We start from the raw sequence: 13,438 nt of genomic DNA on the forward strand, positions 1-13,438 counted from the left end.
AGGACCCCGGTAAGAGCGCGCCCGTGCTGCCCAAGGACCTCATCCGCCGCATCCGCAAGCTGGAGATCCGCACCCGCAAGGTGGTCTCCGACATGCTGGCCGGCCAGTACCACTCGGTGTTCAAGGGCCGCGGCATGGCCTTCTCCGAGGTGCGCCAGTACCAGCCCGGCGACGAGATCCGCTTCATCGACTGGAACGTCACCGCGCGCATGAATGAGGCCTACATCAAGGTCTTCACCGAGGAGCGCGAGCTCACGGTGATGCTCCTCGTGGACGTCTCCGCCTCCAACGAGTTCGGCTCCAAGGACCGCACCAAGGCGGAGGTCGCCGCCGAGGTCGCCGCGCAGATTGCCTTCAGCGCCATCGCGAACAACGACCGCGTGGGGCTCATCCTCTTCTCGGACCGGGTGGAGAAGGTCGTCCCGCCGCGCAAGGGCCGCATGCACGTGCTGCGGCTCGTGAGCGACATCCTCACCTTCAAGCCCAAGGGCCACGGCACGGACCTGTCCGCGGGGCTCACGTACCTGACGCAGGTGGCCAAGCGGAAGGCCGTGACGTTCCTCGTGTCGGACTTCATGGCCACGAACTACGAGAAGCCCCTGCGCCTCGTGGGCCGCCGCCACGACCTGGTGCCGGTGGTCATCGAGGATCCGCTGGAGCAGCGCTTCCCCGCCCACGGCCTGGTGGAGATGGAAGACCCGGAGACGGGCGAGCGCTTCGTCGTGGACACCAGCTCCACCGCCGTGCGCGGGAAGTTCATGCGCGCCATGCAGGCCCAGCGCGACGAGCGCCGCAAGCTGTTCAAGAAGCTGGAGCTGGACCACGTGGAGCTGCGCGCCGGTGACGACCACGGCAAGGCGCTGGCGAACTTCTTCCGCGCGCGGGCCCGGAGGATGGCGGCATGAGACACGCGCTCGTCCTCGTGGCTGTCCTCCTGATCAGCACTCCGGCCGCCTGGGCCCAGGCCCCCGCGCCGGCGAAGAAGGCCCCCGTCGCGCTGGAGCTGGTGTCACCCACGGGCGCGTCCGCGCGGGTGGAGCCGGAAGAGGTGCACATCGGCGAGCCGTTCACCTACCAGGTGACGCTCACGCACCCGAAGGATCAGCGCTACGAGCTGGTGGCTCCCTCGGGTGAGGGCCCGGTGGAGCTGCTCCAGCAGACGCGCCAGCGCCAGGACAACGCGAACGACGCGACCACGACGTTCGGCCTGCGCTTCTCCGCGTTCGAGCTGGGCAGCGTGCAACTGCCCGACCTCACCTTCGACGTGGCGACGCCGGAAGGGCCGCGCCGGTTCGTGCTCAAGGGCAAGCCGGTGGAGGTGGCCTCCACGCTGCCGGCGGACGCGCAGGGGCAGGGCGCGGAGCTCTTCGACTACCAGCCCCCGCAGGAAGTGCCCATCCGTTCGTGGACGCTGCTCTACGCGCTGGCGGCGGCGCTGGTGGTGGGGCTCCTGGCCTGGATGCTGGTGCGCTGGTGGCAGCGCCGTCCGAAGCGCGACAAGGTCGTTCCGCTGCTGCCCCTGGACGTGCGCGTGCGCCAGTCGCTGGACGCGCTCAAGCGCGAGGACCTGCCCGGCCGGGGCCTGGTGAAGGACTTCTATTTCCGCCTCTCCGAAATCGTGCGCGGCTACCTGGGCGAGCGCTACGGCTTCGAGGCCCTGGAGTGCACGTCGTCCGAACTGATGGCGTCCCTGCGCCGGCTGCCCACGCCGGGCCTGCCGGAGGACGCGCTGATGCGCTTCGTCTCCGAGTCGGACATGGTGAAGTACGCCCGCGCCGACGCGTCCCCCGAGTCCTGCAACCAGGCGCTGGCCTTCGGCTACGACCTGCTCGCCAAGACGTACGTTCCTCCCGCTCCTCCCAAGGCCGATGCTGCCCCCGGACCTCGCGTTCAATAACCCGGAGGCGCTCTGGGCCCTGCTGCTGGCGCCGCTGCTGCTCGTGCTCGCCCTCTGGGAGCGCAAGCGCCGCGCCACGCTGCGCTTCTCCGCCGCGCACGTCTTCGCGAAGGGCGGCCGGGGCTTCCGCACGTACCTCCTGCCGCTGCTCCCCCTCTTGCGCGCGGCGGCGGTGATCGCCGCGGTGGTGGCCATCGCCCGGCCGCAGTCGCGCGACTCGCGCGTGAGGGACTTGTCGGTGGAGGGCATCGACATCGTGGTGGCGCTGGACCTGTCCACGTCCATGGAGGCCGGTGACTTCCGTCCGCAGAACCGCCTCAACGTGGCCAAGGAAGTGCTGTCCGACTTCATCACCGGCCGCGTGAACGACCGCCTGGGCCTGGTGGTGTTCTCCGGCGCCGCGTACACGCAGTCGCCGCTGACGCTGGACTACGGCGTGCTCAAGGAAGTGCTCAAGCAGCTGCGCACCCGCGTGCTGGAGGACGGCACGGCCATCGGTGACGCCATCGCCACGTCGCTCAACCGCCTGCGCGATTCGGAAGCGAAGAGCCGCGTGGTGGTGCTGATCACCGACGGCGACAACAACGCCGGCAAGATCTCCCCGCTGGACGCGGCGAACATGGCCGCGTCGCTCCACATCCCCATCTACACCATCCTCGTGGGCAAGGGCGGCAAGGTGCCCTTCCCGCAGGGCACGGACCTGTTCGGCAACACCGTGTGGCGCGAGACGGAGATCCCCATCAACCCGGAGCTGATGCAGGACATCGCGGACCGCACCGGCGGCGAGTACTACCGCGCCACCGACCCGGAAGGCCTCAAGCAGGGCCTGCAGAAGGTGCTGGACGCGCTGGAGCGCTCGAAGCTGATGGAGGGCGGCGCCAGCGCCACCTACAAGGAGAACTTCCACCCGTTCCTGCTGGTGGCCTTCGGGCTCGCCGCGCTGGAGCTGCTGCTGCGCGCCACCTTCCTGCGGGTGTTCCCATGATGCCCACGCTGGAGGCATGGCGCTTCACGCTGCTGGGCTACCAGGTCGGTCTGGCACAGCCGCTGTTCCTGGGGCTGGCGCTGGTGGGCGTGCTGCTGGGCGTGCTCGCGCTGCTCAAGGCGCTGGGCCGCAGGACGCGGCTGTCGGCGCTCATCGCGGAGCGCCACGTGGCGACGCTCGCGCCCGGTGTGTCCGTGTGGCGGCCGGCGGTGCAGGGCAGCCTGTACGGCCTGGGGCTGATGCTGTTCGGGCTCGCGCTCGCGCAGCCCCAGTGCGGCACGAAGAGCGAGTTGACGAAGCGCCGGGGCATCGACGTGGTGGTGGCGCTGGACGCGTCCAAGTCCATGCTCGCGCGCGACGTGCAGCCCAGCCGGCTGGACCGCGCGCGGCTGGAGCTCAACACGCTGCTGGATGAGCTGAAGGGCGACCGCGCGGGCCTCGTCGTGTTCGCCGGGGATGCGTTCGTGCAGTCGCCGCTCACGTCGGACTACTCGGCGGTGAAGCTGTTCCTGCGCGCGGTGGATCCGGACGTGATGCCCCAGGGCGGCACCAACGTGGGCGCGGCGCTGAAGCTGGCCAAGCAGGTGCTGGACAACGCGGACCGGGGCTCCAAGGAGCGCGTGGTGGTGCTGCTGTCGGACGGCGAGGACCTCACGGGCGAGGTGCGCGAGGCCACGGACGCGCTCAAGGACGCGCACGTCCAGGTGCTCGCGGTGGGCGTGGGCTCGGACTCCGGTGAGCCCATCCCCGTCTACGACCGGCGCGGCGAGTTCGTGGACTACAAGAAGGACTCCAACGGCGACACGGTCATCACGCGCCTGGACCGCGCGGGGCTCACGGCCATCGCGGACGCCACGGGCGGCGCCTTCTTCTACCAGCCCAACGGCGTGGCGATGAGCCAGGTGGTGGAGCGCATCGACCAGATGCAGAAGAGCGAGCTGGAGAGCCGCGTGACGGTCCGCTACGACGAACGCTTCCAGCTCTTCGCCATCCCCGGGCTGGTGCTGCTCGCGCTGGGCATGGCGCTCATCCCCTCGCGCCGGAGGGCCGCATGAGCGCGCGTTCGATGCGGCGGCGCGCGGCGCGTGCGATGGCGGTGGGCCTGGCGGGCCTCCTGGCGCTGCCGGGGCCCGCGTGGGCGGTGGGGCCGCTGGAGAAGGACCATCCGCTGGTGCAGCGTGGGCGCGAGGCCTACGCGGCGGGGCGCTACGAGGACGCGCTCCGGGACTTCGAGGCCGCGAAGAAGGAGCGGCCGAATGATCCGACGGTGGAGTTCAACCGCGCGGACGCGCTGGCCAAGCTGGGCCGCTCCGCGGAAGCGCGCGAGGCCTTCAAGCAGGTGGCGGAGTCCTCGCGGCAGCCCGACCTGGCGCAGAAGAGCTGGTACAACCTGGGCAACCTCGCGGCCACGGCGGGCGACCGTTCGGAGGCGCTCAAGTCGTACCGCAAGGCGCTCACGCTGGACCCCACGGATCAGCTCGCCCGGCACAACTACGAGGTCGTGCTGCGCGACCTGCCCCCGCCCCAGAACGGTCCGGATGGCGGCACCGACGGAGGCCAGGACGGCGGCGATGACGGCGGCCGTCCGGACGCGGGCGAGGACGGCGGACAGAAGGGCGACGGCGGCACCCCGCAGGACGGCGGCCAGGACGGCGGTCCGGATGGCGGTGCCGACGGTGGCGCGGACGGGGGGGCGCCGGATGGCGGTCAGGACGGCGGCGCGGATGGCGGCGGTGGTGACGCCGGGCCCGGGGATGGTGGGGCGGATGGCGGCTCGGATGGCGGGCAGCAGGATCCGAACCAGAAGGGCGACGGTGGCGCGGATGGCGGCGCCGACGGCGGCCAGGACGAGGGTGAAGGCGACTCCCGCGATGGCGGCACGGACGGCGGCAGCGAGGGCGAGGAGGAGACGGAATCGAACCCTCGCGACGGCGGAAGTTCGCCGGGCGACGTCGACCGGCAGGAAGCCGAGCGGCTGCTGGATGCGATGAAGCAGAACGAGAAGAATCTCCAGCTCTGGCGTTTCCAGCAGAAGAAGAAGCAGAGGAAGCCCAATGAGAAGGACTGGTAGCGGGCGCACGGCGCTGCTCGCCGTGCTCGCCCTCCTGGCCACGGCGCCGGCGTGGGCGGCGGACATCGAGTTCTACCAGACGGTGGACCGCACCGAGGTGGGCACCGACGACACCTTCAAGCTCACCGTCGTGGTGGTGGACGCGCCGTCCAACGCCCAGGTGCGCCTGCCCGAGTCCAACGACTTCGAGGTGCTCTCCTCGTCGCGAGGCAGCCAGCGCTCCATCTCGCTGTCCGGTGGTGGCCCCGCCGTCATCCAGGACGTCACCCGGCATGAGCTGATCATGCGCCCGCTGCGCGCGGGCAAGCTCACGGTTCCGCCCTCGACGCTGACCGCGGGGGGACGCACCTACCGCACGGACGCCGTGCAGCTCACCGCGCGCGAGGGCCACGCGGGTGGCGCACCTCAAGCGCAGCAGGGCGGCCGCAACACGTTGCCGGATCCGTTCCGCAACTTCCGCAACATGCCGGACCCGTTCGGGGACGACGACCGGGACCTCAACGACGACGAGCCGGTGATTCCGCGCGGGGACTCGGACCTGTTCCTGCGCGCGAGCCTGGACCGGGACGACCTCTACGTGGGCGAGCAGGCCACGCTGTCGCTCTACATTTACTCGCGCGTGGACCTGTCCAGCGTGGACGCGGTGACGATGCCCAAGCTGGAGGGCTTCTGGACGGAGGAGGTGGAGAGCCCCACGCAGCTCACGGGCGAGCAGAAGGTGGTGGACGGCATCCCGTACCGCGCCTACCTGCTGCGCCGCCGCGCGCTGTTCCCGGTGAAGTCCGGCACGCTGCTCATCACCCCCGCGGAAGCGGACATCACCACGGGCTTCCTCTTCGCGGGCCACCGCGTGCACCGCGTCTCCAACGGCCTGAAGGTGAAGGTGCGGCCGCTGCCGTCCGGCGCGCCGCCGAACATGTCCAACGCGAACGTGGGTTCGTGGCGCATGTCCCTGGACGTGTCGCAGACGCGCGTGGAGCTGGGCCAGCCCATCACGGTGAAGGTCATCCTGGAGGGGCAGGGCAACGTGAAGAACGTCACCCCGCCGAAGCTCACCGGCCCGTCCGCGCTGAAAATCTACGAGCCGACGACGACGGACCGGCTCATGCCCAGCCGCAACCGCATCCAGGGCCGCCGCGTGGTGGAGTACCTGGTGATGCCGCAGCGCACGGGGACCTTCACGCTGCCCGAGCTGCGCTTCCCCTATTTTGATCCGTCGCGGCGCCAGTACGAGACGGCGCGCACGGACCCCATCACCATCACGGTGGAGGCGGGCGCGGGCGGCGTGTCCTCGCTGCCGTCGACGATGACGCCCTCGCAGGTGGCGGACGCGGCCAACGAGCAGAAGAACGTGCTGACCACGGGAGGGCTGCGGCCGGTGCGCGCCCAGGCCCACTTCGTGGGACCGGCGCAGCCCGTGTGGATGCGGCCCTTCTTCATCGCGGGCGTGCTGGCGCCGCTGGGCCTGCTCGTGGGTGTAGCGTTCATCGGCGGCATGCGCGGCCGGTTGGCCACCCGCTCGGAGGCGGGCAAGGGCCGTCAGCAGGCGAAGGCCGCGCGCAAGCGGCTGGCGGAGGCGGAGAAGCTCAAGGCGGGCGCGGACGCGGGAGCCTTCTACGTGGAGGTGGAGAAGGCGATGGTCGGCTTCCTGGAGGCGCAGCTGGGCTTCCCCGTGGGCGGGCTGACGCGCGAGGCGCTCGGGGAGAAGCTGGCGGCGGCGGGCGTGGACGCGGAGCGGCGTGCGCGCGTGCTCTTCGTGCTGGAGGCGTGTGACCTGGGCCGCTACGGCGGCGGGGTGGAGCCGGGCGAGCGGCGCAAGGTGCTGGCGACCGCGGCGGCGGTGATGGAAGGCTGGACCGCATGAGCGACGCGGCGACGCAGGGCTACTACACCGCCGAGGAAGCGGAGGCCGTCTTCCAGCAGGCCAACGACGCGTACGGGCGCGAGGACTACGCCACCGCGCAGTCCCACTACGAGAAGCTCATCGCCCACGGCTTCGGCGGGCCGGACGTGCTCTACAACCTGGGCACCACGCACCTGGCCCGGGGCGACCTGGGCCGCGCGGTGCTGGCGCTGGAGCAGGCCCGGAAGCAGGGCGGCCACGCCACGGACCTGGAGGCCAACCTTGCCCTGGCGCGAGCGCGGCAGGTGGACAAGGTGGTGGGCGCCGCCGCGGACGAAGCCTTCCTCCCCCGGCTGGCCGCGGCGACGGACGGCGCGGCGGTGGCGTGGGTCTTCTTCGTCGCGTGGCTGGTGGGCTTCGCGCTGCTGCTCATCCGGCGCCTCTTCCCCGCGCTGCGGCGCACGGCGGTGGCGGTGGTGGCCGGCCTCTGTCTCACGGCGGCGGTGCCGGCGGCGATGCTCCTGGCGGCGCACATCTGGGTGCACCAGAACGTGCATGAGGCGGTGGTGCTGTCGCCCACACTGGTGGCGCGGGAGCTGCCTCGCTCGGAGGGACGCTCCCTCTTCGAGGTGCACGCCGGCCTCAAGGTGCAGCTCCTGGAGGAGACGGGGAAGTACGTGCGCATCCGCCTGCCCAACGGCCTGGAGGGCTGGGCGGAGCGCGACGGCGTCGCTGAAATCTAGGCGGGGCTGGAGCGACCCCCGCCCGCGCGGAAAACCGGCGGTGGACCGCTTTCGTACAGAGGGGCGGCCGGGAGGCGTCGCTTCGCTGGACGCGGCCTGGGCAATGGCCTACGAGGGGCCCCGAGGAACCATGGCTGGCAACGCGCAGGCACCCTTCCACATCCTCCTCGTCGAGGACGAGCCCGTCATCCGCGAGCTGGTGCGCTCCATGTTGAGCGACGGCGCGGTGGACGTGGTCTGCGCGGCCAATGGTATTGAAGGCCTGAAGCTGGCCCGCGACCGCACCTTCCACCTCATCCTGATGGACGTGGTGCTGCCGCAGCTGGACGGCGTCTCCGTGTGCCGCATCCTGAAGAGCGACCCCGTCACGGCGAAGGTGCCGCTCTACATGCTCACCGCGAAGGCGAAGAAGGCGGACGTGGAGAGCGCGACGCAGGCGGGCGCGGACGGCTACATCCACAAGCCCTTCCGGGGCGCGGAGCTGATGGACCTGGTGGAGCGCCTGCGCACGGCCCGCACGGCCGCGGAGTGACGCTCCACCGGTAGGCCTTACGGCAGGTGCGGATGGAGGAAGCGGGCCAGGGCGATGAGGTCGTCCCAGTCCAGCTCGCCGAACTCCAGCGCGACGCCGTCCACTTCCCGGCGGCGGATGGTGCACATGGTGACGAGCTCGCGGTCGCCCGGCAGCGGCAGGGCGATGGTGAGCGCGCGCTGCGAGTCCGCCGGGTGGGCCTGGAGGAACAGGCCGTTCATGGAGATGTCGCGCGCCTGCGCCGTCACGGTGCGGCCCGACAGGAGCACCTTCACCTGGAGACGCGCTTCGACGCGCGGGTGGTAGCGCTCGCGCTCGTTCGGACGGGGGCCGTTGGAGGGGGTCATCATCGGAGTGCTCACCTTCAAGTGCGACAGGACGCGACAACTGTGAAGCAGGTTGGCGCGGAGGCAAGTTTTCGGGTTTTGCTTTGCCGTCCCGTGCCGTGGACCCGGCGCGAGCCCACCCGGGACGCCTGACGCGGAGGCAGTGGAGCGCGCCTCTGTCGTTTCAAGGGGTTGGGCCCTGGCACGGACGGTGGAAGGCAGCCCCGGCGAATCCCTGCCGGAGGCACCCCTTGGAAGACCGTCGCATCCCGTCGTTGAGCATCGCCCCGTCCATCGAGCGCCAGACGCCGAAGACGGAGTTCGGCCCCACGTTGGCGCGAGCGGCGCGCGAGGTGGTGCGCACGGGAGCGGGGCTCGTGGGCGGCATGCTGCCGTCGGGTGCCATCTCCAGCGCGGTGGTGTCCTCGCTGGCCGGCACGGTGTCCGCGGCGGTGCCGGCCGAGGCGGTGTCGTCGGTGCCCGCGACGGGTGGTGCCTCCGCGATGTCCGCGCGCGCGAGCACGGCGGGGACGGGGGCCGCGGCAACGGGGAAGGGGGAGGCGTGGGACCTGCTGGAGGCGCAGAAGCTGATGGCCGCGGACGGCCAGAAGTTCAACGTGGCCTACCTCTCGCTCCAGAACGAGATGCAGAAGGAGAGCCGCGAGCACAACGCCATCTCCAACATCATGAAGGTCCGCCACGACTCGGCGAAGGCCGCCATCAACAACATCCGCTGAGGCGCGTTCGCGATGGCCATCGACAAGTTGGGAGCCGTGGGCGGAGCGGGCCCTTCGCCCGCGGTGGAGTCCGGCAGGGAGACCTTCGGCAAGGTGCTGGAGGGCGTGCGCGAGCCCGCGTCGCGTCCCGTGCCGGTGACGACGGAGGGGCCGCCGAAGCCGGTGCGAACGCCCACCGAGGCCACTGCCGGAACGGAGCGGGCGAGGGCGGGCTGCGCGGAGGTGAAGCCGGGCGCTCGCGTGGATTCGGTCCACGCAGCACGGAGTCAGCAGGCGGTGGAGGTGCTGGACCGGGTGGGGCAGGCGCAGCAGCGGCTGGACCACATCCTGAAGCTCGCCGAGTCCGGCCGCACGTTCAGTCCCTCGGAGTTGCTCGCGCTCCAGGCCCACGTCTACCGCGCCAGCCAGGAGCTCGATCTCGCCGGCAAGGTCGTCGAGAAGGCCACTGGCGGAGTCAAGCAGGTCCTCCAGACCCAGGTGTGAGGAGTCCTTCCTTCCATGCGTTCCGCTCCCCTTCGTTGTCTGTGTTTCCTCCTCCTCCTGGGCGCCTCCGCGTGCCGGGAGCGTATCCAGCACGGCCTTGATGAGCGTCAGGCCAACGAGCTGCAGACGGTGCTCGTCGAGCGGGGGCTCGACGCGCGCAAGGTGCCCGAGCCGGGCAAGAAACCCACCTGGGCCATCGAGGTGTCGGACGCGCAGTCCTCGGACGCGGTGCGCATCCTGGCGGAGCTGGGCCTGCCGAGGCTCGCCGCGGAGACGGGCTGTGACGTGTTCGGCGGGAGCGGGCTCGTGCGCTCGCCGCTGGAGGAGCAGGTCTGCCGTGTCCGGGGAATGGAGCGCGAGCTGGAGAAGACGCTCCAGACGGTGGACGGCGTGCTGCTGGCGCGGGTGCACCTGGTGGTTCCACCTCCGCCCAGGCCCGGTCAGGCCGCGGCACCCTCGAAGGCCTCGGCCATGTTGCGTGCGGCGCCCGGCGGCGCGACGCGCGTGCGCAAGTCAGCGGACACGCTGCGCGAGCTCATCGCGGGAGGCGTGGAGGGGCTGTCCCCGGAGGCGGTGTCGCTGCTGGTGGATGAGGTGACGACGCACGTGGAGGCGCCGCCCCCGAAGGGAGCACCCGTGCCCCTGCGGCTGCGGTGGGTACTTGCCCTGCTGGAGGTGCTGGTGACGGGACTGTCCGGCGCGCTCGTGTGGACGACGCTGCGCTGGAGGCATTACCAGGCGCTCGCGGAACAGCCTCCGGTGGCGCCGCCTGCTCCGCCTGCGCCGCCCACGCCCGCGCGGCCGGTGGTGACTCCGGGCTCCACGCGCAAGCTGGCCTGAGCACGCCATGGAAGCCACACGCGTGGGACGGGCGATGCGCATGGCCAGGAAGCTCCTGCCATCGCGCAAGGAGGCACCCCAGGCCGCGGTGGCGGACGTCACGCTGCCCGCGCTGTCGCTGCCCCTGGAGCGCATCGCGCTGGTCGTCTGCGTCCTGTCAAGGGAGCGTGCAGCGGAGTTGCTGGGCGGTCTGGTGGACGCGGAAGCGGGAAGGGCGCTGCGGCATCTGGAGCGCTTCGCCGCCATGCCTTCCGCACAGCGGCAGGCCAAGGTGTCGGTGGAGTTCGGCGAGCGGGCGGACGCCGCGAACCGGTTGGCCCTCTTCCTGGAGTCGGCCCCCGAAGTCTTGCGCCAGGAGGCCCTGCGCGGACTTCCGCCGTATCACCGGAGCCGGTTTCCCCAATGGGAGACGACCGCATCACGGGAGGAGGCCGCACCGGGCCTGACCGCCCTGGCGGAGCGGCGCATCCGCGAAGCCCTGCGCTGAGCGTCTTGGGGCGTGGAGGGCCATCCCGATGACGGACATCCCCCTCCCGCCAACACCCTGATTCCACGAGCAGGCCCCCTGGCCATGGCCATGCACAGGGGACGTGTGTCCATCGCCGTCCCGGAGTGCCGGATGCAAACGACGAGTCCCATCAGAACTCCCAGCGCCGCGAAGAAGCCCACGCGGCCGTTCCGTCCAGGAGCGCGCCGGCTGACGCGGGCCCACCTGGTGCTGGGACAGCGGCCCCAGGTGGGGAGATGGGGTGCGGAGCTCCTGCGCGACGTGGGCGCGGCGCTGTCACGGGACTTGAGTGCGACGGTGCAGGTGGAGGGGCACCTGGTGCCGGCGGCGGTCCAGCCGGAGCGTGACCTGGCAGTGGGCATGGTGTTCGCGCTGGTGGAGCTGTCCGCGGTGGGCGGCACCGCCATCGTGGAACTGGAGATGCCGTGGGTCTTCGCGGCGCTGGCGAAGCTGGCGGGGGCGGGACTGCGGCCATCCCCCGTGACGGAGCTGACCCGGCTGGAAGAGTCCACGCTGGTGTACCTGCTGCTGTCCGCCCTGGCCGCGATGCGCGGGCAGGGTGAATGGGTGCGAAGGCTGGGACCGCGATTGTCCGCGGTGTCGATGCGGCGCAGTGACGTGCTGACGCGAGTCGACCCGAGACAGCCCTATGTCGCGGTGTTGCTGACGGCAACGGTGGAGGACGCGACGGTGGGAGGCCGGGTGCTCCTGCCCGCCCGTGCCGTGCAGACCGCGTTTCAGGAACTGCCCGTGGAGCCCGCGGGCGCCGTCGCGCCCCAGGTGCTGGCGGCATCGGTGTCCGCGCGCTGCCTCGTGGGACGCAGCCCGTTGCAGGCCTCGGCCGTGGATGCGCTGTCCGCGGGGGACGTCGTGCTCTTCGAGGGCGTGCGCCTCCGCGAAGGCCGCGTCGAGGGGACGGGACAGCTGATCACCCGGGGCTTCGCGCTCCGGGGAGAGTTTCTCGCGGACGGTTTTTCGACAGGGAGCGTGCACTCGCACGCGGCCCGACAGGAGTCGGACATGGCGACGAACAAGCGGAGCGAGGCGATGCCGCCGCTCCCGGTGGATGTGGAGATCGAGCTGACGCGGTTGCTGTTGCCCTTGTCTGAGCTGGCGACGCTGAAGCCGGGGACCTTGCTGCCCCTGCACGTGAACGCGAGCAGCCCCGTGCTGCTGCGCGTGGGCGACCGGGTGGTCGCGCGTGCGGAGTTGGTGGAGATCGAAGGCGAAGTGGGCGCCCGCATCCTGGCGTTGCTGCCGTGAGCGCCCCGATGAACACGTTGCTGTCGTCCTTCTCTCCACGCGGCCGCCTGCTGCTCGCGTCGGCCCTGCTGGTCGGGTTGGCGACGCTCGCGCCACTGGGAGGTCTGTCGCTGGTGGGCACCTCACGCCTGCTCGTCGGCTCCATGGCCGTGGCGGGGCTCGGCTGGGTTCTGCTTCGCAAGGGAGACGCGGCGGGAAGTGGCGATGCCTCTGCTCCGGAACCCCTGACCATCGTCTCCCGGAAGGGGCTCTCTCAGCGCTGTGGCCTCGCGCTCGTGGAGGCGGAGGGGCGGCGCTACCTCGTGGCCTACGGCGACACGTTCGCGGAGATCCATGAGACCCGCGCCATGGCGGTCCAGCCCGGAGCCCTGTCCAGGACCCCGGTGAAGCCTCGGGTGAACCTGGACCTGGAGCCGACGGTGCTCTTCCCCCGCGCGAGACAGCCCCAGGTCACGTGTGGTGCTTCCCGGAAGCGGGGTGGGGGATGAAGGCCCTCGGATTGGGATGCGGTGTGTTCCTTCCCGCGGTCGCGCTCGCCGCGGAGCCATCGCTGGCACAGGCCTCCTATGCCGGCAGCCCGCTGGCGATGATGGGGATGCTCGCGCTCCTGGCGCTGCTGCCGTTCGCGGTGCTGATGCTGACGAGCTTCTCGAAGATCGCCGTGGTGCTCTCCCTGGCCCGCTCTGCGATGGGCACGCAGCAGGCACCGCCGACGGTGGTGCTGACAGGGCTCGCGGTGGTGCTGACGGGGCACATCATGGCGCCAGTGATGGAGCGCATGTACGACGCGGGACAGGCGGCGTACGACGAGGTGCACTCCGGAGCGCAGGTCCTCTCCGCCGCGAAGCAGATCACGGAGCCTCTGCGCGGATTCCTCACGAAGCACGGCAGTCCTGAGGAACGGGCCCGCTTCGTGGACCTGGCCCGCGAGCTACGTCCTCCAGAGGAGGCGGAGCAGGTGAGTGAGACGGACCTGTTCGTCGTCATCCCGGCCTTCGTCATCACCGAGCTGAAGGAAGCCTTCCAGATTGGCTTCATCGTCTTCCTGCCCTTCCTGGTGCTCGACATGGTCGTCGCCAACGTGTTGCTCGCGCTGGGCATGCAGACGCTGTCGCCGGGACAGGTGAGCCTGCCCTTCAAGATCCTCCTCTTCGTCGCCGTGGATGGTTGGGCCCTGCTCGCGCGGGGACTCATCCTCGGCTACCGGTGA

Annotated in this window: 16 protein-coding genes; 15 read left to right on the forward strand and 1 reads right to left on the reverse strand. The window is 71.0% G+C overall.

Annotated elements, in window-relative coordinates:
- Window positions 1-23 precede the first annotated feature (23 nt).
- From JYK02_RS02325 to JYK02_RS02360, 8 genes are all read left to right on the forward strand, one after another.
- On the forward strand, window positions 24-905 hold the full coding sequence (locus JYK02_RS02325) for a DUF58 domain-containing protein (protein WP_207048208.1): 882 nt from the start codon (window positions 24-26) through the stop codon (window positions 903-905).
- Window positions 902-1,897 carry a hypothetical protein gene (locus JYK02_RS02330; protein WP_207048209.1) on the forward strand — a complete coding sequence of 332 codons (996 nt, stop codon included), beginning with the start codon at window positions 902-904 and terminating at the stop codon, window positions 1,895-1,897. The genes JYK02_RS02325 and JYK02_RS02330 overlap by 4 nt, the downstream gene beginning before the upstream one ends.
- Window positions 1,869-2,882, forward strand: a complete 1,014-nt coding sequence (locus JYK02_RS02335; RefSeq protein ID WP_242588295.1) for a vWA domain-containing protein — start codon at window positions 1,869-1,871, stop codon at window positions 2,880-2,882. Before JYK02_RS02330 ends, JYK02_RS02335 begins: the two co-directional genes overlap by 29 nt.
- Window positions 2,882-3,937: a VWA domain-containing protein gene (locus JYK02_RS02340; protein WP_207048663.1), complete on the forward strand. Its 1,056-nt coding sequence runs from the start codon at window positions 2,882-2,884 to the stop codon at window positions 3,935-3,937. Before JYK02_RS02335 ends, JYK02_RS02340 begins: the two co-directional genes overlap by 1 nt.
- Window positions 3,934-4,953, forward strand: coding sequence for a tetratricopeptide repeat protein (locus tag JYK02_RS02345; RefSeq protein ID WP_207048210.1), 1,020 nt, complete (start codon window positions 3,934-3,936; stop codon window positions 4,951-4,953). Before JYK02_RS02340 ends, JYK02_RS02345 begins: the two co-directional genes overlap by 4 nt.
- Entirely contained in the window at window positions 4,937-6,817 is a 1,881-nt protein-coding gene (locus JYK02_RS02350; protein WP_207048211.1) for a BatD family protein, read from the forward strand. Before JYK02_RS02345 ends, JYK02_RS02350 begins: the two co-directional genes overlap by 17 nt.
- Window positions 6,814-7,539: an SH3 domain-containing protein gene (locus JYK02_RS02355; protein WP_207048212.1), complete on the forward strand. Its 726-nt coding sequence runs from the start codon at window positions 6,814-6,816 to the stop codon at window positions 7,537-7,539. The genes JYK02_RS02350 and JYK02_RS02355 overlap by 4 nt, the downstream gene beginning before the upstream one ends.
- A gap of 130 nt (window positions 7,540-7,669) precedes the next feature.
- Entirely contained in the window at window positions 7,670-8,071 is a 402-nt protein-coding gene (locus JYK02_RS02360; protein WP_207048213.1) for a response regulator, read from the forward strand.
- Between the two features lie 17 nt (window positions 8,072-8,088).
- Here the strand turns inward: JYK02_RS02360 and JYK02_RS02365 are convergent, their stop codons facing one another.
- The gene (locus JYK02_RS02365) at window positions 8,089-8,421 is read right to left on the reverse strand and encodes a PilZ domain-containing protein (RefSeq protein ID WP_120523302.1); all 333 of its coding nucleotides are present in this window, start codon (window positions 8,419-8,421) and stop codon (window positions 8,089-8,091) included.
- Window positions 8,422-8,648: 227 nt separating this feature from the next.
- Between JYK02_RS02365 and JYK02_RS02370 the strand changes: the two genes are divergently transcribed.
- The 7 genes from JYK02_RS02370 (at window position 8,649) to sctR (ending at window position 13,438) form a co-directional block, all read left to right on the forward strand.
- On the forward strand, window positions 8,649-9,134 hold the full coding sequence (locus tag JYK02_RS02370) for a hypothetical protein (RefSeq protein WP_207048214.1): 486 nt from the start codon (window positions 8,649-8,651) through the stop codon (window positions 9,132-9,134).
- A 12-nt stretch (window positions 9,135-9,146) separates the two neighbouring features.
- Entirely contained in the window at window positions 9,147-9,617 is a 471-nt protein-coding gene (locus JYK02_RS02375) for an ATP-dependent helicase HrpB (protein WP_207048215.1), read from the forward strand.
- A 15-nt stretch (window positions 9,618-9,632) separates the two neighbouring features.
- Window positions 9,633-10,457, forward strand: a complete 825-nt coding sequence (locus JYK02_RS02380) for a flagellar M-ring protein FliF (protein ID WP_207048216.1) — start codon at window positions 9,633-9,635, stop codon at window positions 10,455-10,457.
- 40 nt (window positions 10,458-10,497) lie between these two features.
- Entirely contained in the window at window positions 10,498-10,944 is a 447-nt protein-coding gene (locus JYK02_RS02385) for a hypothetical protein (protein ID WP_242588296.1), read from the forward strand.
- A 132-nt stretch (window positions 10,945-11,076) separates the two neighbouring features.
- A complete protein-coding gene (gene sctQ / locus JYK02_RS02390; protein WP_207048218.1) occupies window positions 11,077-12,228 on the forward strand; it encodes a type III secretion system cytoplasmic ring protein SctQ in 1,152 nt (383 codons plus the stop codon).
- A complete protein-coding gene (locus tag JYK02_RS02395) occupies window positions 12,225-12,716 on the forward strand; it encodes a hypothetical protein (RefSeq protein WP_207048219.1) in 492 nt (163 codons plus the stop codon). Before sctQ ends, JYK02_RS02395 begins: the two co-directional genes overlap by 4 nt.
- The gene (sctR, locus tag JYK02_RS02400; RefSeq protein WP_207048220.1) at window positions 12,713-13,438 is read left to right on the forward strand and encodes a type III secretion system export apparatus subunit SctR; all 726 of its coding nucleotides are present in this window, start codon (window positions 12,713-12,715) and stop codon (window positions 13,436-13,438) included. The genes JYK02_RS02395 and sctR overlap by 4 nt, the downstream gene beginning before the upstream one ends.

This window comes from Corallococcus macrosporus (genome assembly GCF_017302985.1).
Taxonomy (GTDB): domain Bacteria; phylum Myxococcota; class Myxococcia; order Myxococcales; family Myxococcaceae; genus Corallococcus; species Corallococcus macrosporus_A.